Origin of the sequence: Nocardioides sp. S-1144 (assembly GCF_005954645.2) — a bacterium.
GTDB classification, from domain to species: Bacteria; Actinomycetota; Actinomycetes; order Propionibacteriales; family Nocardioidaceae; genus Nocardioides; species Nocardioides dongxiaopingii.
This window is the reverse complement of the sequence record NZ_CP040695.2, coordinates 1,396,412-1,421,211: the sequence shown is the minus strand read 5'-3', so window position 1 is coordinate 1,421,211 and position 24,800 is coordinate 1,396,412. Positions and strand designations below refer to the sequence as shown.

General features: G+C 74.2%; 24 protein-coding genes. 19 read left to right on the top strand and 5 right to left on the bottom strand.

From position 1 onward, the window contains the following. Window positions 1-45: 45 nt before the first annotated feature. Window positions 46-1,443 (bottom strand): dihydrolipoyl dehydrogenase, encoded by a 1,398-nt coding sequence (gene lpdA / locus FE634_RS06735; RefSeq protein WP_137293238.1) that lies wholly within the window; start codon window positions 1,441-1,443, stop codon window positions 46-48. 114 nt (window positions 1,444-1,557) lie between these two features. On the opposite strand from lpdA, the gene FE634_RS06730 reads away from it, so the two are divergent. After that, a complete protein-coding gene (locus FE634_RS06730) occupies window positions 1,558-2,010 on the top strand; it encodes a gamma-glutamylcyclotransferase family protein (protein WP_137293237.1) in 453 nt (150 codons plus the stop codon). 91 nt (window positions 2,011-2,101) lie between these two features. Beyond that, window positions 2,102-2,599 carry a thioesterase family protein gene (locus FE634_RS06725; protein WP_138875433.1) on the top strand — a complete coding sequence of 166 codons (498 nt, stop codon included), beginning with the start codon at window positions 2,102-2,104 and terminating at the stop codon, window positions 2,597-2,599. A gap of 17 nt (window positions 2,600-2,616) precedes the next feature. Here the strand turns inward: FE634_RS06725 and FE634_RS06720 are convergent, their stop codons facing one another. After that, complete coding sequence (locus tag FE634_RS06720; RefSeq protein ID WP_138875432.1) at window positions 2,617-4,245, bottom strand: NHL repeat-containing protein; 1,629 nt, start codon at window positions 4,243-4,245, stop codon at window positions 2,617-2,619. 103 nt (window positions 4,246-4,348) lie between these two features. Here FE634_RS06720 and FE634_RS06715 point away from each other — a divergent pair, with 103 nt between their 5' ends. The 11 genes from FE634_RS06715 to FE634_RS06665 all read left to right on the top strand — a co-directional run bounded on the left by FE634_RS06715 (window position 4,349) and on the right by FE634_RS06665 (window position 16,275). Beyond that, window positions 4,349-5,167, top strand: coding sequence for a purine-nucleoside phosphorylase (locus tag FE634_RS06715; protein ID WP_148240457.1), 819 nt, complete (start codon window positions 4,349-4,351; stop codon window positions 5,165-5,167). Between the two features lie 144 nt (window positions 5,168-5,311). Continuing rightward, complete coding sequence (locus FE634_RS06710) at window positions 5,312-6,406, top strand: heme/hemin ABC transporter substrate-binding protein (RefSeq protein WP_138875431.1); 1,095 nt, start codon at window positions 5,312-5,314, stop codon at window positions 6,404-6,406. Between the two features lie 9 nt (window positions 6,407-6,415). After that, entirely contained in the window at window positions 6,416-7,528 is a 1,113-nt protein-coding gene (locus FE634_RS06705; RefSeq protein WP_137293232.1) for a FecCD family ABC transporter permease, read from the top strand. Continuing rightward, the gene (locus FE634_RS06700) at window positions 7,525-8,385 is read left to right on the top strand and encodes a heme ABC transporter ATP-binding protein (protein WP_138875430.1); all 861 of its coding nucleotides are present in this window, start codon (window positions 7,525-7,527) and stop codon (window positions 8,383-8,385) included. The genes FE634_RS06705 and FE634_RS06700 overlap by 4 nt, the downstream gene beginning before the upstream one ends. A 159-nt stretch (window positions 8,386-8,544) precedes the next feature. Beyond that, window positions 8,545-9,567 (top strand): hypothetical protein, encoded by a 1,023-nt coding sequence (locus FE634_RS06695; protein ID WP_148240456.1) that lies wholly within the window; start codon window positions 8,545-8,547, stop codon window positions 9,565-9,567. Further along, window positions 9,564-10,988 carry a hypothetical protein gene (locus FE634_RS06690; protein WP_148240455.1) on the top strand — a complete coding sequence of 475 codons (1,425 nt, stop codon included), beginning with the start codon at window positions 9,564-9,566 and terminating at the stop codon, window positions 10,986-10,988. The genes FE634_RS06695 and FE634_RS06690 overlap by 4 nt, the downstream gene beginning before the upstream one ends. Then, the gene (locus FE634_RS06685; RefSeq protein WP_148240454.1) at window positions 10,985-12,928 is read left to right on the top strand and encodes an Ig-like domain-containing protein; all 1,944 of its coding nucleotides are present in this window, start codon (window positions 10,985-10,987) and stop codon (window positions 12,926-12,928) included. The genes FE634_RS06690 and FE634_RS06685 overlap by 4 nt, the downstream gene beginning before the upstream one ends. Before the next feature lie 101 nt (window positions 12,929-13,029). Beyond that, window positions 13,030-13,719: a biliverdin-producing heme oxygenase gene (locus tag FE634_RS06680; RefSeq protein WP_148240453.1), complete on the top strand. Its 690-nt coding sequence runs from the start codon at window positions 13,030-13,032 to the stop codon at window positions 13,717-13,719. A 43-nt stretch (window positions 13,720-13,762) separates the two neighbouring features. Beyond that, window positions 13,763-14,785 carry a YihY/virulence factor BrkB family protein gene (locus FE634_RS06675; RefSeq protein WP_137293226.1) on the top strand — a complete coding sequence of 341 codons (1,023 nt, stop codon included), beginning with the start codon at window positions 13,763-13,765 and terminating at the stop codon, window positions 14,783-14,785. A gap of 41 nt (window positions 14,786-14,826) precedes the next feature. After that, the gene (locus tag FE634_RS06670; RefSeq protein ID WP_187366843.1) at window positions 14,827-15,243 is read left to right on the top strand and encodes a MerR family transcriptional regulator; all 417 of its coding nucleotides are present in this window, start codon (window positions 14,827-14,829) and stop codon (window positions 15,241-15,243) included. Window positions 15,244-15,276: 33 nt separating this feature from the next. Next, complete coding sequence (locus FE634_RS06665; protein WP_148240452.1) at window positions 15,277-16,275, top strand: aldo/keto reductase; 999 nt, start codon at window positions 15,277-15,279, stop codon at window positions 16,273-16,275. A 39-nt stretch (window positions 16,276-16,314) separates the two neighbouring features. Here the strand turns inward: FE634_RS06665 and FE634_RS06660 are convergent, their stop codons facing one another. Further along, a complete protein-coding gene (locus FE634_RS06660; protein ID WP_138875424.1) occupies window positions 16,315-16,869 on the bottom strand; it encodes a HEAT repeat domain-containing protein in 555 nt (184 codons plus the stop codon). Between the two features lie 18 nt (window positions 16,870-16,887). Between FE634_RS06660 and FE634_RS06655 the strand changes: the two genes are divergently transcribed. Next, window positions 16,888-18,558 carry a phospho-sugar mutase gene (locus FE634_RS06655; protein WP_148240451.1) on the top strand — a complete coding sequence of 557 codons (1,671 nt, stop codon included), beginning with the start codon at window positions 16,888-16,890 and terminating at the stop codon, window positions 18,556-18,558. A gap of 13 nt (window positions 18,559-18,571) precedes the next feature. Here the strand turns inward: FE634_RS06655 and FE634_RS06650 are convergent, their stop codons facing one another. Beyond that, window positions 18,572-19,174, bottom strand: a complete 603-nt coding sequence (locus FE634_RS06650; RefSeq protein ID WP_138875423.1) for a hypothetical protein — start codon at window positions 19,172-19,174, stop codon at window positions 18,572-18,574. Window positions 19,175-19,197: 23 nt separating this feature from the next. Between FE634_RS06650 and deoC the strand changes: the two genes are divergently transcribed. The 5 genes from deoC to FE634_RS06625 all read left to right on the top strand — a co-directional run bounded on the left by deoC (window position 19,198) and on the right by FE634_RS06625 (window position 23,756). Next, on the top strand, window positions 19,198-20,160 hold the full coding sequence (gene deoC, locus FE634_RS06645; RefSeq protein WP_148240450.1) for a deoxyribose-phosphate aldolase: 963 nt from the start codon (window positions 19,198-19,200) through the stop codon (window positions 20,158-20,160). Window positions 20,161-20,168: 8 nt separating this feature from the next. Beyond that, the gene (locus tag FE634_RS06640) at window positions 20,169-21,659 is read left to right on the top strand and encodes an aldehyde dehydrogenase family protein (RefSeq protein ID WP_222847681.1); all 1,491 of its coding nucleotides are present in this window, start codon (window positions 20,169-20,171) and stop codon (window positions 21,657-21,659) included. A gap of 67 nt (window positions 21,660-21,726) precedes the next feature. Continuing rightward, window positions 21,727-22,596: an aldehyde dehydrogenase family protein gene (locus FE634_RS06635; protein WP_138875422.1), complete on the top strand. Its 870-nt coding sequence runs from the start codon at window positions 21,727-21,729 to the stop codon at window positions 22,594-22,596. Between the two features lie 24 nt (window positions 22,597-22,620). Continuing rightward, on the top strand, window positions 22,621-23,238 hold the full coding sequence (locus FE634_RS06630; RefSeq protein ID WP_137293220.1) for an ATP-binding protein: 618 nt from the start codon (window positions 22,621-22,623) through the stop codon (window positions 23,236-23,238). Continuing rightward, complete coding sequence (locus FE634_RS06625) at window positions 23,235-23,756, top strand: hypothetical protein (RefSeq protein ID WP_138875421.1); 522 nt, start codon at window positions 23,235-23,237, stop codon at window positions 23,754-23,756. The genes FE634_RS06630 and FE634_RS06625 overlap by 4 nt, the downstream gene beginning before the upstream one ends. On the opposite strand, the gene FE634_RS06620 is transcribed toward FE634_RS06625, so the two are convergent. Further along, entirely contained in the window at window positions 23,725-24,798 is a 1,074-nt protein-coding gene (locus FE634_RS06620) for an adenosine deaminase (protein WP_138875420.1), read from the bottom strand. The two genes, FE634_RS06625 and FE634_RS06620, sit on opposite strands and share 32 nt — an antisense overlap. Window positions 24,799-24,800 lie beyond the last annotated feature (2 nt).

Genomic DNA, 24,800 nt, shown 5'->3' with positions numbered 1-24,800 from the left:
CCCGTCGACCACAAGGCGCACGGAGCAGTCCGGTCCGCGACCGGACTAGAAGTTGATCATGTGGCCGGCGATGCCGTGCACGGCTTCCTTCACGGACTCGCCGAGGGTCGGGTGGGCGAAGACGTTGCGGGCGACCTCGTCGGCGGTGAGGTCCCACCGCTGGGCCAGGGTCAGCACGGGCAGCAGCTCGGTGACGTCGGGGCCGATGAGGTGGGCGCCGATGATCTCGTTGTGCTCGGCGTCCGCGACGATCTTCACGAAACCGGCGGTGTCGCCGAGACCCTGGGCCTTGCCGTTGGCCGAGAACGGGAACGTCGCGGTCTTGACGTCGTAGCCCTTGTCCTTGGCCTGCTGCTCGGAGTAGCCGAAGGAGCCGATCTGCGGCTGGCAGTAGGTGGCGCGCGGGATCATGTCGAAGTCGATCTCCATGGTCTCGGCGCCGGCGATGGTCTCGGCCGCGACGATGCCCATCGCCTCGGCGGCGTGGGCGAGCATCATCTTGCCGGTGACGTCGCCGATGGCGTAGACGTGCTCGACGTTGGTGCGGCCGCGGCCGTCGACCTCGATCGCGCCACGCTCGGTGACCTGCACGCCGGCGGCCTCGAGCCCGTAGCCGTCGACCCGCGGCGCGAACCCGAACGCGGCGAGGAACTTGTCGGCCTCGAGCACCTGCTCGTCGCCACCGCCGGCGGGGGCGACGGTGACCCGGACGCCGGAGCCGGTGTCCTCGACGCCCTTGACGGCGGTCGAGGTGAGCACCTTCACGCCGAGCTTCTTGTAGTGCTTGGCGAGCTCCTTGGACACGTCGGCGTCCTCGGTGGGGACCATCCGGTCGACGAACTCGACGATGGTGACGTCGACGCCGAAGTTCTTCATGACGTAGGCGAACTCCACACCGATCGCGCCGGAGCCGCCGATGATGATCGAGCCGGGGAGGTTCTCGTCGAGGATCTGCTCCTCGTAGGTCACCACGTTGTCGCTGAGGGTGACGCCGGGGACCAGGCGCACCTTCGCGCCCGAGGCGATGATCAGGTCGTCGCAGGTGTGGCTGGTGGTCTCGCCGTCCTTGCCCTTGACGTCGACCGAGGTCGGGCCGGTGAGGGTGCCCCAGCCGTCGATCTCGGTGATCTTGTTCTTCTTCATGAGGAAGTGGACGCCCTTGACGATGCCCGCGGAGACCTGGCGGCTGCGCTTGTGGGTCGGGCCGAACGACATCGTGGCGTCGCCCTCGATGCCGAACTTCGCCTTCTCGTGCGTCAGGACGTGCGACAGCTCGGCGTTCTTGAGCAGCGCCTTGGAGGGGATGCAGCCGACGTTGAGGCAGACACCGCCCCAGTACTTCTCCTCCACCACGGCAACGGACTTGCCGAGCTGGGCTGCGCGGATCGCGGCGACGTACCCACCGGGGCCGGCACCGAGGACGAGGACATCGAAGTGGCTCACGAGTGCAGCCTAGTCCGCGTGGCGGGACGCCTCCGCCTCGGGCATTACTGTGCTCTCCGTGATGCTCGCCCCCCTGACGCCGCTCGCCGCGCCCGCACCGCCCCAGGCCCGCCGATGACGCTCTACGCCGCCTACGGGAGCAACCTCGACCCCGCCCGGATGAGCGAGCGCTGCCCGCACTCGCCGCTCCAGACGACCGGCTGGCTGACGGGCTGGCGGCTGACCTTCGGCGGCGAGGAGCACGGGTGGGACGGCGCCCTCCCGACCCTGGTGCAGGATCCCTTCGAGCAGGTCTTCGTCGCCGTGTACGACGTCGTCCCGACCGACGAGGACGCCCTCGACGGCTGGGAGCAGGCCGACTCCGGTCTCTACCGCAAGACCAAGGTGCGGGTCGCGACGATGACCGGTGAGCTCGTCGTCTGGACCTACGTCCTCGACGCCTACGAGGGCGGCCTGCCCTCCGCGGTCACCCTGGGGGTCCTCGCCGACGCCGCCGAGGCGGCCGACGCCCCCGCCGACTACGTGGGCGCCCTGCGCCGGCGCCCCTGCCGGTCGACCGGGCTGTAGGGACGCACCCGCCCCGGGCTCCGGCAGCGGGCTCCGGCAGCGGGTGCCGCAGCAGGTGCCCCTGGGCGCGGCACGCAGTAGTGTCCGGCCGATGAGCACCCAACCGACCTACGAGCAGCTCTCGGCCCTGCCGGCCTACGCCGTGCAGCCCGTGCCGATGCCGTTCGAGGACATCAACGGCCACCTCAACGTCCGTCACTACATCGGGATCGCCAGCGAGGGCCTCGACGAGTCGCTCGTGTCGCTCGGCATCCCCCAGACGTGGCCGATCACGGCCGGTCACGCGTGCTTCTCGGCCGAGCACCACTGCACCTACCTCGCCGAGCTGCGCACCGGCGACACGATGTCGGCGCGGGTGCGGCTGCTCGGGCGGTCCGAGCGGGCGGCGCACGTGCTGGTGTACCTGCTCGACGACACCCACCAGCGGGTCAGCTACGTGATGGAGGAGGTCTTCCTCCACATCGAGATGGAGACCCGCAAGACCGCGCCCTGGCCCGAGGACGTCGCGGCCAACCTCGACCGCCAGATCGCCTCAGACGCCGGCCTCCCGTTCGACTCGCCGACGTCGGGGTGCCTCGCCCTGCGCTGAGGGCCCGGACGCGGGGGTCAGACCATCCGCTCGACGATGGTCAGGGCCTCCGCGGCGGCGGCGGTGTCGGTCTCCTCGTAGAGCGTCCGGGCGGCGAGCAGCCCCGTGACCGACACGTCGATCGAGTCGGCGGAGGTGAGCAGCCGCGACGAGGTCAGGTCGAGGTAGGCCGTCGCCCCGCTGGCGAAGGAGGGGGCGCCCGGGACGTCACCGAGGACGGCGCTCGGCAGGTGCAGGCCCGCGATCCGGCCGACCTCGTCGGAGATCCCCGCCTGGGCCGCGGAGAGCGCCTGCGCGGCCTCGGTCAAGGTGCGGGGCTCGACGTCGTAGCCGGCGCCGCCGTTGACGAGCTCGCTGAGGTGCGTCTGCCCCCACAGCGCGCCGGGGTTGGTGGAGCCCGGGTCTCCGGGCCCGTACTGCGTCGCCCCGGCCTCGGTGATGCTGACGACCCGTCCGTCGACGACCACGAGGTTCTGGACCATGTTGCCGACGTCGATCGTCGTGGCGCCGTCGAGGTCCGCCGGGCTGTTCCCGCCGTCGCCCCCGGAGTCGACGGTGACGAGCTGGCCGCGCTCGTCGCGACCCGTCTGGACCCCGAAGGTGAAGACCCCGCCGGGCTGCACCACGACGCCGTTCGAGCCCGCGGGCGTGTTCCACGACTCGACGGTCTGGTACTCGCCGTTGACCAGCGCGACCTGGTGGAGCTCGTTGCCGTCCCAGTCGCCGAGGTACAGCGAGCCGTCCGGGCCGATCGTGGCGTACGACGACGCGGGCGCCTCGATCCGGTCCAGGGCGTTCACGGGCTGCCCGTCGCCGGCCTCGAACGCGGCGCGGTCGTAGACGTAGACGTAGCTGTGGTCACCCTCGGTCGAGGTCACCAGCACCTGGTCGCCCTGCACGACGATCCCGCCCACGTGGTTCGGCGGCGCCGACCCGCCCGGACCGGCGAGCGGGACCGACGCGCCGGGCGCACCCGTGCCGGCGTCGATCGTGGTGACCTGGGCCCCGCCGTCCTCGTCGTAGGACGAGACGTAGTAGCGGTCGGTGCCGGGGTCGTAGGCCAGACCCTGCTGGGTCCACCCGCCCGGCACCCCGTTGATCCCGGAGTCGGGGATGCGCGGGCCCGGGAGGGCGTCGTTGTCGACGTAGAACACGTAGTCGAGGACGGCGCCGCGCGCCACCCACTCCTCGATCTCCGCCTCGACCGTCTCCAGGGCCGCCGTCCCGGCGAGGAGCGACGTCTCCCAGTAGGACTCGGCCACCCGCAGCGCCCCCAGGACGACGGCCTCGTAGAGCGGGTCGGTGAGCACGGCACCCGGTCCCCCGGGCCGCCCCCGCCAGATCCCGATCGCGTGGTCGGCCGAGCGGCACGTCGCGCGGTAGTCGGCGGCGACCACCTCGAGCACCTCACCGGCCCGGTAGAGACGGAAGGCCGCCATCGCGGCGGCGAGGTAGGCCACCAGGCCCTCGGTCTCGAAGGAGTCCTTGGCGGCGGCGCCCGCCCAGACCGGGCGCGAGACGGCGTCGACGATCGCGCGGGCGTCGGCGTCCACCGAGCGCGACAGGTCCTGGGCGTCGGCGCCCACCTGCTCGACGACCCCGGCGTCGCCCGAGGTGAGCTCGGCGTAGGTCGTCTCGGGGTCCACCTCCGCACCCTGCCCGGCCCGGGCCGCAGGAAAACGCGGGCCCGGGATCGGGTGCGGGATCGGGTGCGGCATCGGGTGCGGGCGCCGCACTAGAGTCGCGCCCGTGACCGACACGAACGCCGCCACCACGCCCAGTCCCGCCGACCTCGCCCGCGCCGCCGCCGCCCGGCTCGCCGAGCTGACCGGCGTCGAGAGCCACGACGTCGCGCTCGTCCTCGGGAGCGGCTGGCTGCCGGCGGTCGACGCGCTCGGCGAGGCGACCGCGGAGATCGACACGACCGACCTGCCCGGCTTCTCCGCGGCCGCCGTGGCCGGGCACAGCGGCAAGATCCGCTCGGTGCGCTCCGGCGACACCAACCTGCTGGTCTTCCTCAGCCGCACCCACTACTACGAGGGCAAGGGCGTCGCCGCGGTCGTGCACGGCGTCCGGACCGCGGCCGCCGCCGGCTGCCGCGCGATCGTGCTGACCAACGGCTGCGGTGGCCTCAAGGAGAGCTGGACGCCGGGCACGCCGGTGCTCATCAGCGACCACATCAACCTCACCGGCCGCTCGCCGCTGGAGGGCGCGACCTTCGTCGACCTCACCGACCTGTACTCCCCCCGGCTGCGCGCCATGTGCCAGGACGTCGACCCCTCGCTCGACGAGGGGGTCTACGTCCAGTTCCCCGGGCCGCACTACGAGACGCCGGCCGAGGTCAGGATGGCCGGCATCATGGGCGGCCACCTGGTCGGCATGAGTACCACGCTCGAGGCGATCGCGGCCCGCGAGGCGGGCATGGAGGTGCTCGGCATCAGCCTGGTCACCAACCTGGCCGCCGGCATCAGCGGCGAGCCCCTCGACCACGCCGAGGTCCTCGAGGCGGGCCGCGCCGCCGCCTCCCGCATGGGCGACCTGCTCGGACGGATCGTCCCCCGCATCTGACCCACGCCACGACCCGACCCGCCCCGGCCCCGGCCGGGGCGGGCCACTTTTTCGTCCACGGAGCACCCAGTTAGGTAAGGCAACCCTTTTTAAGGTTACCCTTGCCTCACTTAGGTAACCCTTCCTCGAGAAATGACGTCGCGCATGCTCCGCCTCCCGATCGCCACCGCAGCGACCGCCCTGCTCGTCCTGGCCGGCTGCGGCCCGGTCGTCGACCCCGCCGCCGGCGACGACGACCGGGGGGCCGGGACCAGCGTCCCGAGGCTGGGTGAGGTGACGCCGCTGGCGGACCCGCGCGCGTGGGACGGCGTCGTCGAGGTCGACCTGCCGGACCCGGTCATCGACCCGGTCGAGGACTCCCCCGCGCCGCGGCTTCCCGCGACGGTCACCGACGCGCAGGGCGACGAGGTCGTCGTGGACGACGTCAGCCGGATCCTGGCGCTCGACATCTACGGCACGCTGGCCCACACCGTCTTCGAGCTCGGCCTCGGCGACAACGTCGTCGGCCGCGACGTCTCCGCGCAGTTCCCCGAGATCGCCGACCGCCCGCTGGTCACCCAGAACGGGCACGAGCTCAACGCCGAGGCGATCCTGGCGCTCGACCCGACCGTCGTCCTCACCGACACCTCGCTCGGCCCGTGGGACGTCGTCCTCCAGCTCGAGGACGCCGGCATCCCGGTCGTGGTCACCGACTCCCACCGCGGCCTCGACAACATCGCCTCGCTCACCCGGCTCGTCGCCGACTCCCTCGGCGTCCCGGAGGCCGGCAGGCGGCTCGGCGACCGGCTCGAGCAGGAGGCCGCCGACACCACCGCCGCGATCGCCGAGGTCGCGCCACAGGACGTCACCGGCAAGCTGCGCACCGTCTTCCTCTACGTCCGCGGCCAGGCCGGCGTCTACTACATGTTCGGCGAGGGCTCCGGCGCCGACTCGCTCATCTCCGCCGCCGGCGGCTACGACGTGGCCGAGGAGATCGACTGGAGCGGCATGAAGCCGGTCACCGACGAGGCGCTGATCGACGCGGCGCCCGACGTGCTGCTGATGATGACGAAGGGACTCGACTCGGTCGGCGGTGCCGACGGGCTGCTCGAGCGCTTCCCCGCCCTCGCCAACACCCCGGCCGGCGAGCACGAGCGGATCATCGCGATGGACGACGACCAGGTGCTCAGCTTCGGTCCGCGCACCGCCGACGTCCTCAACGCCCTCGCGGTCGCGCTCTACGCACCCGACGCGCTCTAGGCCGCCACCGTGACCCAGACCGTCCCCGCCCAGGCGGCCGCGCCCCGCGCCGTCGCGCAGGACCCGCACCCGCAGCCGGGCCCCCGCCGCCGGGCCCGGTCGGCCCTCCTCCTCGTCGGGCTCACCGTGGGCGTCGTCGTCGCCGGCCTCGCCGCGGCCGGCTCGGGCCAGCTCGCGATCCCGTTCGACGAGGTCCTCGGCTCGTTCCTGCACCGGCTCGGCCTCGACCTCGGACCGATGCCCACCCACCCGCGCGGCGACGACACGCTGTGGGCCGTCCGGTTCCCGCGGGTGACCATGGCGATCGTCGTCGGCGCCGCCCTCGGCGTCGCCGGGGCCCTCATGCAGGGCGTCTTCGGCAACCCGTTGGCCGAGCCGAGCGTCGTCGGGGTCTCGGCGGGCGCGGCGGTCGCGGCGGCCGCCTCGATCGCGTTCTCGTGGACCTTCGCCGGCGACTGGACCGTCGCCGCCTGCGCCTTCGTCGGCGGCCTGGTCACCACCCTGGCCGTCTACGCCCTCTCCCGCGCCGACGGTCGCACCGAGGTCGTCACCCTGGTGCTGACCGGGATCGCGGTCAACGCCGTCGCGGGCGCCGCCCTGGCGTTCCTGCTCTTCGTCGGCGACACCCAGGCCCGCGAGCAGATCGTCTTCTGGCAGCTCGGCAGCCTCAACGGCAGCCGCTGGCCCTACGTGGCCGTGGTGGCCCCGCTCGCGCTGGTCGGCATCCTCGTCGCCCTCCTCTGCGCCCGCTCCCTCGACCTGCTCGCGCTCGGCGAGCGCCCGGCCCGGCACCTCGGCGTCGACGTCGAGCGGCTGCGGATCTTCCTCATCGTGGTCGTCGCGCTGCTCACCGCCGCCGCGGTCAGCTTCTGCGGGATCGTCGCCTTCGTCGGCCTCGTCGTCCCGCACCTGGTGCGGATGGTCACCGGCCCCGGCCACCGCGTCCTGATCCCCGCCTCCATGCTCGCCGGCGCGCTCGTGCTCGTCGTGGCCGACACCACCGCCCGCTCGTTCGTGGCCAACGCCGACCTGCCGCTGGGCATGCTCACCTCGATCGTCGGCGGACCGTTCTTCTTCTGGCTGCTCCGCCGCACCCGCAGGACCGCCGGCGGGTGGGCATGAGCACCCCACGGCTGGACACCCCACGCCGTTCCCCGGCTCCGACCCCACGCGGCACGACCGCCCTCCGGGCCCGCGGCGTCACCGTCCGGTACGGCGCCACCACCGTCCTCGAGGCGGTCGACCTCGACGTCCGGCACGGCGCGGTGCTCGCGCTCGTGGGCCCGAACGGCGCCGGCAAGTCGACCCTGCTCGGCGTCCTCACCGGCGACGTCGGCACCACCGACGGCACGGTCGAGGTGCTCGGGCGCCCGCTCGGGGAGTGGCGGCTGCGCGACCTGGCCCGCCAGCGCGCGGTGCTCGCGCAGGAGCACCACGTGTCGTTCCCGTTCCCCGTCGAGGACGTCGTCCGGATGGGCCGGTCGCCGTGGCGCGGCCGCCCGGAGGAGGACGACGACGACCTGGCCGTCGCCGAGGCGATGGGCGTCGCCGACGTCACCCACCTCGCGGCCCGCCCGTTCGGCGTGCTCTCGGGCGGCGAGAAGGGCCGGGTGTCCTTCGCCCGGGTCCTGGCCCAGCGCACCGGCGTGCTGCTGCTCGACGAGCCCACCGCGGCGCTCGACCTCGGGCACCAGGAGACGGTGCTGGCCCGCGCGCGGGCGCAGGCCGACGCCGGCGCCGCCGTGGTCGTCGTCCTGCACGACCTGAGCCTGGCCGCGGCCTGGTCGGACCGGGTGGTGCTGCTCGACCGGGGCCGCGTCGCCGCCGAGGGCACGCCCGCCGACGTCCTGCGGGCGCCACTGCTGAGCGAGGTCTACCGCTACCCCGTCGACGTCCTGCCCCACCCCGTCACCGGCGAGCTGCTCGTGCTGGCCGACCGCTCGGCGGCCCGCACCGCACCCCTCGAGGAGACCCCGTGAAGCACCTGACCACGGCCGCGCTCGCCCTCGCCGGACTGCTGCTCGGCGGCGGCGTCCTGGCCCCGGCCCCGGCGCACGCCGACTCCCGCGTCACCGTGACCAACGACCGCGGCGGCTCGCAGGCCGACGCGACCTACCAGACGAGGCTCACCCTGCGCGGTGCCGGCTTCCAGGGTCGTCGAGGGCGGCTTCGGCGGCGTCTACGTCATGTTCGGCTGGGTCCGCGACGCCCGCGGCGGCGGCTGGCGGCCCTCGAACGGCGGCCTGACCGGCCAGGACTACCAGTACATCCCCGACGCCGAGGACGCCGCCGACAACAAGGGCTACCTCAGCTTCGTGGCGTTCCCGGGCAGCTCGACGGCGTCCGAGGCCAGCGCGGTGCTGGCGGCCGACGGCTCGTTCACCGTCGACATCACCATCCCCGGGCCGGTCTTCCAGAGCGTCGACCGCAGCGGCGCCGTCGCGCAGGTCGACTGCCGTCGCGTGCAGTGCGGCGTCATCACCATCGGGGCGCACGGCGTCAAGAACCCCGCGAACGAGTCGTTCACGCCCGTCGACTTCGGCGACGTCTACGACCAGGCGCCGACCGCCGACCCGGACCCCGGGGCCACCGGCGGCTCGACCGACGGCACCGGCGGCACCGACACCGGCACCGGCGCGGGCACCGCCGGGTCCGGCACCGCGGCCGGTGCGACCGGGACCCGTCAGGCCGGCCGGCGCCCGGCGGCCGCCCGCGTCGCGGCCGTCCTGGTCGACCGGGCCACCGCCGTCCAGGGCCGGGCGATGGCCTTCTCCGGGCAGGGCTTCCGACCCGGGGAGCAGGTCGTCGCCGTCCTCGACGACGGGATCGCGGCCATCGGGCCGATGCAGGCCGGGGCCTCCGGCGAGGTCGCCGGCGTCCTGCAGCTGCCGGTCGACCTCGGCGTCGGCACCCACGAGCTCCGCCTGTCCGGTGCCGCGTCGGGCACCGAGGTCGCCCAGCGCTTCCCCGTCGGCGCGGGCGGCACGGCCGGGACGGCCGCCGCCACCGAGCCGGTCGCCACCGAGGCAGCGAGCACCCGCGACGACGGCCAGCCCGCCGGGTGGGTCTTCCTCGGCGTCGCCGGCGCGGTCCTGCTGCTCGCCGTCGGCGGCCTCGTGCTCGGTCGGGTGCGGCGCCGCCCCGCGCAGGTGCCGGCGTGAGCGCCGCGCACGACGTCCGGGCCCGGGCCCGGCACGCCGTCGTCGCCGCGCTCCTGACGGGCGTCGTCGTCCTCGGCCTCCCGCTGGCCCTGGTCGCCGCCACCGCCGCCGCCGGCGCCCCGGGCGCCCCGGCCGCCGCCCCCTCCAGCAGCCCGACCGACACGGCAAGCACGACAGCCGACCCGACCGACCCGCCGGCGACCACCAGCCCGGCGACCCCGCAGACCGGCGCCTTCGAGGTCGACGACGCGCAGCTGCGCTGGGCCGTCAACGACGAGACCAACAACCGCGCCTTCGCCCCCGGCACCGTCAACTTCCTCTCGGCCGGCAAGGTCCCCGACCCCGGCAGGGGCGGACAGACGATCGTCGACGGCGCCTGGCGCGGCACCGGCACCCGCGCGTGGCAGGCCACCGCGGGCGACGTCCGGATCGAGAAGCAGCGGCCCGACGGCGGCTTCGCCACCGCCACCTGGCCCGGGCTGTCGACCACCGTCGCCGGCACCACGATGTCCGGCACCAACGGGCCGTTCTCCGGCCACCAGGTCGTGCTCGACGGCGGCACGGGGCAGGTCGACGCCGACGCCGGGACGGCCACGATCACCTGGAGGGGCTCGTTCTCGGTCGTCTACTACTCCGGGATGACGTTCTTCACCGTCAGCGACCCGGTCCTGACCGTGACCCGCACCGGCGCCACCCTGCGCGCCACCCTCGCCGGCTACGCCTCCTCGATGGAGGACCAGAGCATCTGGCGGCCGGTCCCGCCGCGGCAGGTCGACCTGGCGAACCTGCCGCGGGTCGACCTGGGGCGGGCGGGCGGCTTCGTCGCGACGCCGAGGTACCTCGGCGTCCGCCACGACGGCACGGGCGACGACCCCGCCCAGGTGCGGACCGGCCCCGCCTGGGGCGCCTTCCCCGCCTCGTACCTCGCGTTCATGCGCGACGTCGGCTCGGCGGCGTACTGGTACTCCAGCGGCGGCTCCGCCGACGCCCACAAGGTGCCGGAGCCGATCGCGGTCAGCTACGAGGCCGGCGCGCCCGTCGAGCCGCCCACCGACCCGGTCACCGAGACGCCGGAGCCCGGCGGGACGGCGTCCCCCACGACCCCGGTCAACCCGACGCCGCCGCCCTCGCCGTCCCCCTCGGTGCCGGCCCGGCCGCCGGCCCCCGCACTCCCCCCACAGCCGTCGGCGAGCACCCCGCCCCCCGACCTGACCGGTCCTGGCGGCAGCGCCGCCGCCGCGACCTCCGCCCCGGGACCGGCACACGCCGCGCCCACCGTCTACGCCCACGCCTCGTCGGACACCGCGACGGCACCGGGCCCCCATTCCGGCCTCCACTGGACGTGGTTCGCCGGAAGCGCGCTGCTGCTCGCAGCAGCCGCAGTCACCCTGCTCAGCAACCGCGTGAAAGGACCAGCATGAACCGCACGACCCATCGACCGAGGCGAGTCCTCGGCGCCGTGACCTCGCTCGGCGTCGCCGCCGCCGGCCTCGCCGTCGTCGGCAGCGTCGCCACGGCCACGCCCGCCCGGGCAGCGGAGGTCGACGTCACGAACGCCACCTTCACGTGGGACCTCAACAACGAGTCCACCAGCGGCGCCTTCGCGCCCGGCACGTGGAACCTGATGTCGGCCGGCAGGATCGGCGACCCCGGGGCGGGCGGGATGACGCTCAGGGCCGCCGACGACGGTGCCACCTGGAGCAACGGCGCGGCCGCCGGCTGGTCGGCCACCGCCGGCAACGTGACCGTCGAGGACCTCCAGGCCAACGGCACCTACGCCCCCGCGACCTTCGGGTCGACCCGCACCAACACCGCGGGCGCCAACGCCAACACCTCCGGCGTGCGCGGCGAGACCCGGTTCAAGTTCACCGGTGGCACCGGCACCGTCGACGCCGCGGCCGGCACCGCGTCCGTGGCCTGGGACGGCGACGCGACGCTGCTCTTCTACTCCGGCATGACGTTCTTCCACCTCTCCGACCCCGAGCTGAGCGTCGAGGCCGACGGCACCGGCACGGTCACGGCGACCGTCGGCGGCTACGCCACGTCCATGGACGACCCGACCCAGTGGCAGGCGCTGCCCGAGGAGGAGGTCACCGTGGCCACCCTGGCCGACGTCGACGTCACCGCGCTCGGCGTCACCACCACCCCGACCTACCGCGAGGTCGCCTACGACGCCCCCGCGACGTCGTCGCCGCAGGCCGTCACGGGCAGCAGCTGGGGCTCCTTCCCCCAGGACTTCGTCGACTTCCAGCAGGACGTCGGCCAGGGGCCGTACTGGTACTCCACCGGCGGCGCGGCCGACCCCCGCAAGGTCGCGAACCCGCTGCAGGTGAGGTTCAACACCGCTCCCTCGGTCACCGTCTCCGACACCGACCTGCTGCCGAACGGCAGCTACGAGGTCACCGTCGAGGGTGAGAACTTCGACCCGGGCGCCGTCGTCGGCACCCGCCCGCCGCTGGCGGGCCGGTCCGGCGGCACCTACGTCGTCTTCGGCAAGTTCGCCGAGACCTGGCGCCCCTCGGCGGGCGCGCCGTCGGCCTCCCGCAAGAACACCAGCCAGAGGTGGGCCGTCCCGGCCGCCGACATGGGCACCGTCGGCGGTCCCGCCGCCGGCGCCGTCGAGCTGACCCCGGCCGGCACGTTCACGACCACCCTCACCGTCGACAAGGCCGCGATCGACGCGGTGGCGACCGACCCCAGCCTGGTCGGCTACGGCGTCTACACCTACCCGGGCAGCGGCGCGGTCAACGCGGCGTTCGAGACCTACACGCCGATCACCTTCACCCGGGCGGCCCCGGCGGTCACCGTCGCGGCGTCGTCGGTCACCTACGGCCGCGCCGCGACCGCGACCGTCACCGTCGCCAACGAGGGTGCCGCCGAGGGCGACACCGTCACCCTGAGGCGCGGCACCACCACGGTGGGCACCGCGCCGCTCACCGCCGGCACGGCGACCTTCCCGCTCGGCGTCCTCCCGGCCGGCGCCCACGCGCTGACGGCCTCGTTCGAGGGCAACCCGAACTCGCTCGCCGCCCGGGCCGCCGGCTCGCTGACGGTCTCCCGGGCCACCAGCAGGAGCGCCGTCGCGCTGAACCGGGCTCCGGGCCGGCAGCGGGCCGGCAAGGCGCGGGTCGCCGTCACCTCCCCGACCACCACGGTGACCGGCAAGGTCACCGTCCAGGTCCGCAGGGCCGGCAAGGTCGTCCGGCGCGCCCAGGGCACGCTCAAGCCGAACGGCGTCGTGACCGTGACGGTGCCCCGGCTCGGCAGGAAGGCGCGAGGCACCCACCAGCTCGTCGTGACCTACGCCGGGACCGCCAACATCACCGGTTCGACGAAGACGGTCCGCTTCACCGTCGCCTGATCCATCCTGGTCCGTGGGGCCGGGCTCGCGCCCGGCCCCACGGACCCGTCAGCACCGCCCCCGCACCACCCGAGACCACCAGACAGGGCACCGACACCCCCATGACCATCACCACCACCACCGCGCCGTCCCTGGCCTCGGCGATGCGCGACGGCTCCCGGACCGAGCACGAGGCCGCCGAGGGCTCCTCGTTCATGGCCGAGCTGCTCGACGGCCGGCTCAACGAGCGCGGCTACGTCGACTACCTCCTGCGCCTGCGCACCGCCTACGAGGCGATGGAGGACGCCGTCCGCGCGACCGCCGACGACCCGATGGTCGCCGCGGTGCACGACCCGTCGCTCGAGCGGCTCGCCGCCCTCGACGCCGACCTGGCCTACTGGACCGCCCGGACACCGGGCGGTGCCGACCTCGGCGCGCCGGCCTCCCCCGCCGCCGAGGCCTACGCGGACCGGCTGCGGGCCGCGCGCCGGCAGGCCGCCGAGGGCTGGGGCGGCGCGCTGGTGGCGCACCACTACACCCGCTACCTCGGCGACCTCTCGGGCGGCCAGGCGATCGGGCGGATCCTGAGCCGCTCCTTCGACCTCACCGACGGCGGCGGCGTCGACTTCTACGCCTTCCCGGCCATCGCGAAGCCGAAGCCCTACAAGGACGCCTACCGGGCCCGGCTCGACGGCCTCGGGCTCGACGAGGCCGGCGTGCGCCGCGTCGTGGAGGAGGTCAAGGTCGCCTTCACCCTCAACCAGGCGCTCTTCGCCGAGCTCGGCCGGCAGCTCCCCGCCTACCGGCGCTGAGGGGCCGCTGCACGGAACCGGCCCGTTGTGGGTACCGGGGGCCATGACGGACACCCGCAGCAACGACGCCGACGACCCCCAGGACGTCGACGACCCCACCGACCTCACCCCCCGCACCCGCAAGTTCGTCGCCCGCCAGACGCTGAGCGAGTTCCTCGACGACCAGTGCACCGACCTCGCGGCCGCGCTCACCTACTACGCCGTCCTGGCCCTGTTCCCGGCGGCGATCGCCCTGACCTCCGTGCTCGGCCTGGTCGGGCAGGGCACGAGCGCGGTCGACGAGGTGCTCGACATCCTGGGCACCATCGGCGCCGGTGGGGTGGTCGACTCCATCGGCCCGACCCTGCGCGAGCTCGCCACCTCGCAGGCCGCGGGCCTCGGCTTCGTGCTCGGTCTCGCCGGCGCGCTGTGGTCGGCCAGCGGGTACGTCGGTGCGTTCGGCCGGGCGATGAACCGGATCTACGAGAAGGGCGAGGGCCGCCCGATCTGGAAGCTCCGCCCCGCGATGCTCCTGCTGACCGCCGTCCTGGTCGTGCTCGTCGCGCTCGTGCTGGCCGCGCTGATCCTCACCGGCCCGGCGGCCGAGGCGGTCGGCGACGCGATCGGCCTCGGTGGCACCGCCGTGACCGTCTGGAACATCGCCAAGTGGCCGGTGCTGCTGGCCGTCGTGGTGCTGATCGTGGCCCTGCTCTACCACTTCACGCCCAACGTCCACCCGCCCCGCTTCCGCTGGACCAGCGTCGGCGCCGTCCTGGCCATCGTGGTCTGGGTGCTGGCCAGCGCCGCGTTCGGGCTCTACGTCGCCAACTTCTCCTCCTACGACAAGACCTACGGCGCGCTCGCCGGCGTCGTGGTGTTCCTGCTGTGGCTGTGGCTGACCAACCTCGCCCTGCTGCTCGGCGCCGAGCTGGACGCCGAGCTCGAGCGGGGTCGTGAGCTCCAGCGCGGCGAGCCGGCCGAGGACGACATCCTGCTGCCGCACCGCGACACCCGGAACCTCGAGAAGAAGGAGGCCAAGGAGCGCGCCGCCGCCGAGGAGGCCGGTCGGATCCGTCGCGACCCGTGACCCGCTTGATCCTGGAGCCCGCTCCAGGGTCTACTGGGCGGATGGACACCGCCACCGCCACCGACCCGGCCCCCGCCAGCGGAATGAGCATCGCCGAGGCCGCCGCGCACCTCGGCCTGACGCCCGACACGCTGCGCTACTACGAGAAGGACGGGCTGCTCCTGCGCCCGGTCCGTCGCGCCACCAGCGGGCACCGGCGCTACGAGGGACCCGACCTGCGCTGGGTCGAGCTGGTGACCCGGCTCCGCTCGACCGGGATGCCGATCCGCGACGTCCGGCGCTACGCCGACCTGGTGCGCGCCGGCGCCGGCAACGAGCCCGAGCGGCTCGCCCTGCTCCAGGAGCACCGCCGCGCCGTGCTGGTCCAGCTCGCCGAGGTGCAGGAGCACCTGGGCGCCATCGACCACAAGATCGGCATCTACACCGACCTCCTGGAGCGTGCCGACGGCGCCGCTTGACCTGGACCGCACTCCAGGATGTTGGCTGGGTCCATGACCCTCCAGCAACGCACCCTCGGCACCACCTCCTCCCTGACCGTCTCGGCCCTCGGCCTGGGCTGCATGGGCATGTCGGAGTTCTACGGCACCCCCGACGAGCAGGGCGGCCTCGACACCATCCACCGCGCGCTCGACCTCGGCGTCACCTTCCTCGACACCGCCGACATGTACGGCCCCTTCACCAACGAGCGCCTGGTCGGCAAGGCCATCGCCTCCAGCGCCCAGGGCCGTGACGGCGTCGTGCTGGCCACCAAGTTCGGCAACGTCCGCGGCGAGGACGGCGGCTTCCTCGGCATCAGCGGCTCCCCCGACTACGTGCGCTCGGCCTGCGACGCCTCGCTCCAGCGGCTCGGCGTCGACCACATCGACCTCTACTACCAGCACCGCGTCGACCCGACCGTCCCGATCGAGGAGACCGTCGGGGCGATGAAGGAGCTCGTCGAGGCCGGCAAGGTCACCCACCTCGGCTTGTCCGAGGCCGGCGCGGACACCATCCGGCGCGCGCACGCCGTCCACCCGATCACGGCGCTGCAGTCCGAGTACTCGCTGTTCACCCGCGACCTCGAGGCACAGGTCCTCCCGGTGCTGCGCGAGCTCGGCATCGGCCTGGTGCCCTACTCGCCGCTGGGCCGCGGCCTGCTCACCGGCGCGATCTCGGCGGGCTCGCTGGAGGCCTCCGACTCGCGCAACAGCCGCTTCCCCCGCCTGCACGGCGAGGCGCTCGAGGCCAACCTGCGCCTGGTCGAGCAGGTCAAGCAGATCGCTGCGGAGAAGGGCTGCACGCCCGGCCAGCTCGCCCTGGCCTGGGTGCTCGCGCAGGGCGACGACGTCGCGCCGATCCCCGGCACCAAGCGCGTGCGCTACCTGGAGGAGAACGTGGGCGCCGCGGACGTCGTCCTCACCGGCGAGGAGCTCGACCGGATCGCCGAGGCGGTCCCGGCCCACGCCGTCGTCGGCGACCGCTACGGCGACATGAGCTCGATCGAGGAGTGATGCCCGCCGACCCGTCGCTGATCAGCGACGGGTCGGCGCTCAGGCGTCGAGGTCGAGGCGGCGTCGCAGCGTCTCGAGGGCCCGGGCCGCCTGCCGCCGGACGTCGGGGTGCTCGTCGTCGAGGCGGGCGGCGAGCGCGGCGACGTGCTCGGTGTCGCCGGTGACGGCCAGGCAGCGCACCGCCTGGACCCGCACCCGCGGCAGGGGGTGGGCGGCCAGCGCGGCCGCGCCGGGCCCGGTGCCGGCGACGTCGTGGCGGGCGCCGACCTTGAGGCACATCTCGGCGGGCCGGTGGTGCTGGTCGGCGAGACCCCGCACGACCGCCGGGGTCGCGGCGTCGTCCCACACGTGCAGCAGCCCGCGCGCACCCCAGGTGCGGACCCAGTGGTCGCGCCACCTGTCCCGGTCGAGGACGGCGTCCCCGGGCTGCCAGCCGTGCCCCGTCAGCGCCCGCAGCTCGACGACGTACCGCTCGCGCGGCGCCCCCGCGAGCAGGTCGACGCAGACCGCCGTGAACGCCGGTCGGCCGATCCGTTCGGCCAGCGCGGCGATCGAGGCCGCGACGGGCTCGCGGTCGGGGCCGTCGGGAGCCATGGCGCTACCTTTCCTCACATGAGTCCCGACGTCGACGTCCTCCTCGACCGCGCCCGCGCCTGGCTGTCGGAGGACCCCGACGACCGCACCCGCGCCGAGCTCGAGGCCGTCGTGTCCGCCGCCGCGAGCGGCGACGCCGAGGCCGGCGCCGAGCTCGCCGACCGGTTCCGCGGCACCCTCGAGTTCGGCACCGCCGGGCTGCGCGGTGCGCTCGGCGCCGGGCCGAACCGGATGAACCGGGTCGTCGTCCAGCGCGCGGCGGCCGGGCTGGCGGCCTACCTCGTCGACCAGGACCCGTCCGGCGGCGGCCACCGCTCCGTCGTGATCGGCTACGACGCGCGCCACAACTCCGACGTGTTCGCGCGCGACACCGCCGCGGTGATGACCGGCGCCGGCCTCACCGCGTGGCTGCTGCCGCGACCGCTGCCGACCCCGATCCTCGCCTTCGCGATCCGCGAGCTCGGCTGCGCCGCCGGGGTCATGGTCACCGCGAGCCACAACCCGCCGCAGGACAACGGCTACAAGGTCTACCTCGGCGACGGCAGCCAGATCGTGCCGCCCGCCGACGCCGGCATCGCCGCCCGGATCGAGGCCGTCGGCCCCCTCGCGAGCATCGCCCGCGGCGGCCCCGGCACCGTGCTCGGCGAGGACATCGTCGACCACTACCTCGACACCGTCGCCGGCCTCGCCGGCGACGGCCCGCGCGACCTCGACATCGTCTACACGCCGCTGCACGGCGTCGGGGCCACGTCGGTGCTCCAGGTGCTGGAGACGGCGGGCTTCGCGGCGCCGCGCGTCGTCGAGCAGCAGGAGCAGCCCGACCCCGACTTCCCGACGGTCGGCTTCCCCAACCCCGAGGAGGAGGGCGCGATGGACCTCGCGCTCGCCCTCGCCGAGCGGACCGGCGCCGACCTGGTGGTCGCCAACGACCCGGACGCCGACCGGTGCGCGGCCGCCGTCCCCGGCCCCGGCGGCTGGCGGATGCTGCGCGGCGACGAGGTCGGCGCCCTGCTGGCCCACCACCTGATCGCGCGCGGCACCACCGGCACCTACGCCGCCTCCATCGTGTCCTCCTCGCTGCTGGGCAAGCAGGCCCGGGCCGCCGGCCAGCCCTACGAGGAGACCCTCACCGGCTTCAAGTGGATCGCCCGCGTCGAGGGCCTGGCCTTCGGCTACGAGGAGGCGCTCGGCTACTGCGTCGACCCGGCCCACGTGCGCGACAAGGACGGCGTCTCGGCCCTGCTGATGCTGTGCGAGCTCGCCGCCGCCCTCAAGGCCGAGGGTCGCGGGCTCACCGACCTCCTCGACGACATCGCCCGCGAGCACGGGCTCCACGCCACCGGCCAGGTCTCGGCGCGGGTCGCCGACCCGGCTCTCATCACCGCCGCGATGGCCCGGCTGCGCGACCAGCCGCCGACCGCGCTCGGCGGCCTCGACGTGCTGGGCGTCGACGACCTCAGCACGGGCTCGGCCGAGCTCCCGCCGACCGACGGGCTGCGCTACCACCTCGCCGGCGGCGCCCGCGTCATCGTCCGCCCGAGCGGCACCGAGCCGAAGGTGAAGTGCTACCTCGAGGTCGTCGTCCCGGTCGAGGCCGGCGCCGAGGACGGCGTCCAGGCCGCGCGCATCAACGCCGCGGGCCGCCTCGACGCCCTCGGCTCCGACATCAGGGCCGCCGCCGGCCTGTAGCGGCCGGGGACGGTCAGACGACGAGGGCGACGACGAGCGCGAGCGCCGAGCCGGCGAGCAGGACGATCACGGGCACGGCCGGCTCGCGGCGCACCTCGGCGGCCAGGGCGGCCTGCTCGGGCCCGTAGAGCTTGATGCCGCGCGTCGCGCGGGCCTGCTCGGCGAGCTGACGGATCCGCTCCTCGACGAAGAGCCCGTAGGACTCCTCCGCCATCCGGACGACGTCGCCCGACCCGCCGCGCGGCGCCCGGTCGTCGCGCCGCAGCTGGCGGCGCCCCCGCCCGATCGCCGCGGAGACGTAGCGCCGCTCCCCCGCCCGGACCGCGAGGACCTGGCGCACGGCGACCTCCTCGACCGCCGCGAGCGGGATCCGCACGGTGTGGACGATGTTGCGCAGCACGAGCGTGTCGTCGCTGACGGCGACCCCGGGGCGCAGCAGGGCCGCCCAGCCCAGCGCGGCGAAGCCCACGCCCAGCGCGACCGCCCACCAGGTCACCGGGCCGTCGCCGACGACGGCGAGGACCGCGCACGCGAGCCCGATCAGCACCACGGCCACGCCCTGGACCCGTCCGCTCGTCGGCACGAAGGTCTCGCCTCGCGGTTTGTCGCCGGTCACGCCAGGAACCATATGCTCACCCCATGCCCACCCCCACCACGGAGTTCGCCGACGTGACCGGGTCCGAGGCCTCGATGCGTCGTTTCCTGCACGGGCTCCCCGGCGTCGACCAGGTCGGCGCCGAGGCGCGCGCCGCCTCGCTCGGCACCCGCTCGATCAAGACCACCGCCAAAGCCCAGGCCATCGACCTGGCCATCTCGATGGTCGACCTGACGACGCTGGAGGGTCAGGACACGCCGGGCAAGGTCCGCGCCCTGGCCTCCAAGGCGGTGCACCCCGACCCGGCCGACCCGACCTGCCCGCAGGTCGCCGCCGTGTGCGTCTACCCCGACATGGTCGCGATCGCGAAGGAGACCCTCGGGTCCTCCGGCATCAACGTCGCCGCCGTGGCCACCGCGTTCCCCAGCGGTCGCGCCGCGCTCGACATCAAGCTCGCCGACACCCGCGACGCCGTCGAGGCCGGGGCCGACGAGATCGACATGGTCATCGACCGCGGGGCGTTCCTGTCGGGGCGCTACCTGCAGGTCTTCGAGGAGATCGTCGCGGTCCGCGAGGCGTGCACCCGCGCCGACGGCACCGGCGCCCACCTCAAGGTCATCTTCGAGACCGGCGAGCTGCAGACCCTCGACAACGTCCGCCGCGCGAGCTGGCTGGCGATGCTGGCCGGGGCGCACTTCATCAAGACCTCCACCGGCAAGGTGCAGCCGGCCGCGACCCTGCCGGTCACGCTGGTGATGCTCCAGGCGGTGCGCGACTTCCGCGACACCACCGGCCAGATGGTCGGCGTCAAGCCGGCCGGCGGCATCCGCACCTCCAAGGACGCCATCAAGTACCTGGTGATGGTCAACGAGGTCGCCGGCACCGACTGGCTCGACCCCGACTGGTTCCGCTTCGGCGCCTCCACGCTGCTCAACGAGCTGCTCATGCAGCGCACCAAGCTGACCACCGGCCGCTACTCCGGCCCCGACTACTTCACGCTGGACTGAGGACGACGATGACGAACGAGCCGACCAGCACCCCGACCAGCACTCCGGCCGGCACCCGGACCGGCACCGTGTTCGAGTACGCCCCCGCCCCCGAGTCGCGCAGCATCGTCGACCTCCGGGCGTCCTACGGGCTCTTCGTCGACGGCGAGTTCGTCGACGGCCACGGGTCGTCGTTCAAGACGATCAACCCCGCGACCGAGGAGGTCCTCGCCGAGGTCGCCGAGGCCGACGACGCCGACGTCGACGCCGCGGTCAGGGCCGCCCGCCGCGCCCACACCCGCGTGTGGTCGCGGATGTCGGGCAGCGAGCGCGCCAAGTACCTCTACCGGATCGCGCGGATCATCCAGGAGCGCGGCCGCGAGCTGGCCGTGCTGGAGTCGCTCGACAACGGCAAGCCGATCAAGGAGTCGCGCGACGTCGACGTCCCGATCGTCGCGGCCCACTTCTTCTACTACGCCGGCTGGGCCGACAAGCTCGAGCACTCCGGCTACGGCACCACCCCGCTCGGCGTCGCCGGCCAGGTCATCCCGTGGAACTTCCCGCTGATGATGCTGGCCTGGAAGGTCGCCCCGGCGCTGGCGTGCGGCAACACCGTCGTCCTCAAGCCGGCCGAGACGACGCCGCTGACGGCGCTGCTGTTCGCGGAGATCTGCCAGCAGGCCGACCTCCCGCCCGGCGTCGTCAACATCGTCACCGGCGCCGGCGGCACCGGCCAGGCGCTCGTCGCGCACCCCGACGTCGACAAGGTCGCCTTCACCGGCTCCACCGAGGTCGGCAAGGCGATCGCCCGCGCGGTGGCCGGGTCGAGCAAGAAGGTCACCCTCGAGCTCGGCGGCAAGGCCGCCAACATCGTCTTCGACGACGCGCCGCTCGACCAGGCCGTCGAGGGCATCGTCGAGGGCATCTTCTTCAACCAGGGCCACGTCTGCTGCGCCGGCTCCCGACTGCTGGTGCAGGAGTCGATCGCCGAGGAGCTGCTCGCCAAGCTCCGGACCCGGATGGGCACCCTGCGCGTCGGCGACCCGCTCGACAAGAACACCGACGTCGGCGCCATCAACTCCGCCGAGCAGCTGCAGCGGATCCGCGAGCTGTCGCAGGTCGGCGAGGACGAGGGGGCCGGCCGCTGGTCGCCGCCGTGCGAGCTGCCCGAGCGCGGCTTCTGGTTCCCGCCGACGCTGTTCACCGGCGTCACGCAGGCCCACCGGATCGCCCGGGAGGAGATCTTCGGCCCGGTGCTGTCGGTGCTGACCTTCCGCACGCCGTCCGAGGCGGTCGAGAAGGCCAACAACACCCCCTACGGCCTGTCCGCGGGCGTGTGGACCGAGAAGGGCTCGCTCATCCTGCACATGGCCGGCGCGCTCAAGGCCGGCGTGGTGTGGGCCAACACGTTCAACAAGTTCGACCCGGCCAGCCCGTTCGGGGGCTTCAAGGAGTCCGGCCAGGGCCGCGAGGGCGGCCGGCACGGACTGGCCGCCTACCTGAGGGGTGGCGACCTGTGACCACCCCACGCTGTTCCTCGTCTGCCCCGCTCCGCTCCTCCGTCGAACCACACCGCAGGGACCCCGCATGAGTCGCATCGACGTCCGCAAGACCTACAAGCTCTTCATCGGCGGCGCCTTCCCGCGCTCCGAGTCCGGCTACTCGTACGCCGTCAACGACGCGAAGGGGAAGTTCGTGGCCAACGCCGCCCTCGCCTCCCGCAAGGACGCCCGCGACGCCGTCGTCGCGGCCCGCAAGGCCGCCGGCGGCTGGGCGGGGCGCACCGCCTACAACCGCGCCCAGATCCTCTACCGCGTCGCCGAGCTGGTCGAGGACCGCCGCCCCCAGTTCGTCGCCGCCGTCCAGCAGTCGGAGGGGCTCAGCGCCACGCGGGCCGGCGCCGCCGTCGACGCCGCCGTCGACCGGCTCGTCTGGTACGCCGGCTGGGCCGACAAGCTGACCCAGGTGGTCGGCAACGCCAACCCCGTCGCCGGGCCGTTCTTCAACCTCACCACGCCCGAGCCGACCGGGGTCGTCGCCGTCCTCGCGCCCCAGGGTTCCTCGCTGCTCGGCCTGGTCAGCGTGGTCGCCCCGGTCGTCGTCACCGGCAACGTCGCGGTGGTCGTGTCCTCCCACGAGCGGCCGCTGCCGGCCGTCACGTTCTCCGAGGTCCTGGCCACCTCCGACGTCCCCGGCGGCGTGGTGAACATCCTCACCGGCTCCGCGGCCACCGTCGCGCCGTGGCTGGCCTCGCACATGGACGTCAACGCCATCGACCTGGTCGGCGTCGCCGGTGACGACGCGCTGGCCACCGACCTCGAGGTCGCCGCGGCCGACAACCTCAAGCGGGTGCGGCGCGCACCGGCGGCCGAGCCCGACTGGACCGTCACCCCGCGGCTCGACACGATGACCGACTTCCTCGAGCTGAAGACGGTCTGGCACCCGATGGGCGTCTGAGGCCGCGTGCGGCATGATCTGCGGGTGCCCCGGACGACCGCCCGCGTGATCGTGCTGGCCGGACCCTCCGGGTCGGGCAAGTCCCGGCTGGCCGGCCGGCTCGGGCTCCCGGTCCTGCGGCTCGACGACTTCTACAAGTCCGGCGACGACCCGACGCTCCCCCGCATCACCGAGGGCTCGAACGCCGGCCTCGTCGACTGGGACCACCCCGACTCGTGGCTGCCCGACGACGCCATGGCCGCGCTGCGCACCCTGTGCGCCACCGGGGTCGCCGACGTGCCGGTCTACGAGATCTCCCAGAACGGGCGGTGCGGCTGGCAGACCCTCGACCTCGCGGGCGCCGACCTCTTCGTCGCGGAGGGGATCTTCGCCCCCGACGTCGTCGCGGCCTGCCGCGCCGAGGGCCTGCTCGCCGCGGCCTACTGCATCCGCCGCTCGGCGGTGGCGACGTTCTGGCTGCGGCTGACCCGCGACCTGAGGGAGCGCCGCAAGCCGCCGCTGGTGCTGGTGCGCCGCGGCCTCGCGCTGGCGCGCGCCCAGCGCGGCGTCGTCGAGGACGCCGTGCGCAAGGGCTGCACGCCGATGACCCCCGACGAGGCGGTCGCCGACGTCGACCGGATCCGGTCCACCCCGGTCACGTGAGTGCGGAGGCGTCGATGAACCCCGCCGGCCTGCGCCAGCCCGACCAGCGCTCCTGCGGCGCCACGGTCGCGGTGGTGGCCCGGATGCTCGCCGACCCGTCCTACGCCGAGCGGGTGCGCCCGCGGTTCGCCGCCGAGGTGCTCGGCACCCACCGCCGGCTCACCCGGCCGCGGCTGCGCGGCCGGCTCCAGGTGCCGTGGCCCCGCGCGCTCGGCACCCCGCCCTGGGCGGTGACCCGCGAGCTGACAGCACTGACCGGCGTCCGGCACCGCACCCGCCTGGTCCGGTGGCGGCGCCCGCCCGGCGGGGACGACGTCGCCGCCCTCTACGTCGGCGACCGCTGGCTGCCCCGCCACGTGGTGCTGGTGGTCGGGCACGACCCGGTGCGCTGCTACGACCCGGCGCGGGGCCGGGTCGTCGAGGTCGACCCCGCGGCGCTCGCGCGGCGGCGTCCGTTCGGGCGCTGGACGACGGTCTGGTTCGTCCTCAGCCCGTCAGGGCGGCGTAGCCGGGCTTGATGACCTCGTCGATGATCGCGAGCCGCTCGTCGAAGGGCAGGAACGCCGACTTCATCGCGTTGATCGTGAACCAGCGCAGGTCCGCGAACCCGTAGCCGAAGGCCTCCACGAGCGCGACCATCTCGTCGGTCATCGAGGTGCCGCTCATCAGCCGGTTGTCGGTGTTGACGGTGACGCGGAACCGCAGCTCGGTGAGCAGCCCGATCGGGTGCTCGGCGATGCTGGCCGCCGCCCCGGTCTGCACGTTGGACGCCGGGGCCATCTCGAGCGGGATCCGCTGGTCGCGCACGTAGGACGCCAGCCGGCCCAGCTCGACGGAGCCGTCGTCGTGCACGGTGATGTCGTCGATGATCCGCACGCCGTGACCGAGCCGGTCGGCGCCGCACCACTGGATCGCCTGCCAGATCGACGGCAGCCCGAAGGCCTCGCCCGCGTGGATGGTGAAGTGGGAGTTCTCGCGCTGGAGGTACTCGAAGGCGTCGAGGTGACGGGTGGGCGGGTAGCCGGCCTCGGCCCCCGCGATGTCGAAGCCGGCCACGCCCCGGTCGCGCCAGGCCACGGCCAGCTCGGCGATCTCCATCGACCGGGCCTGGTGCCGCATCGCGGTGAGCAGCTGACGCACCACGATCCTGCCGCCGGCGGCGGCCACGCCCTGCTCGAAGCCCTCCTGGACGGCGGCGACGACCTCGTCGAGGGTCAGGCCCTGCTCGACGTGCTGCTCGGGGGCGTAGCGGACCTCGGCGTAGACGACGCCGTCGGCGGCGAGGTCCTCGACGCACTCGCGCGCGACCCGCGTGATCGCGGGGCCGTTCTGCATCACCGCGACCGTGTGGTCGAAGGTCTCCAGGTAGCGCACCAGCGAGCCGGAGTCGGCCGCGTCGGCGAACCAGGCACCCAGCGCCTCCGCGCTCTCGTGGGTGGGCAGCCGGTGGCCGATCTCGTTGGCCAGCTCGAGGATCGTCGCGGGCCGCAGGCCGCCGTCGAGGTGGTCGTGCAGCAAGACCTTGGGGGCCGAGCGGACCTGCTCGCGTGTAGGTTCCATGC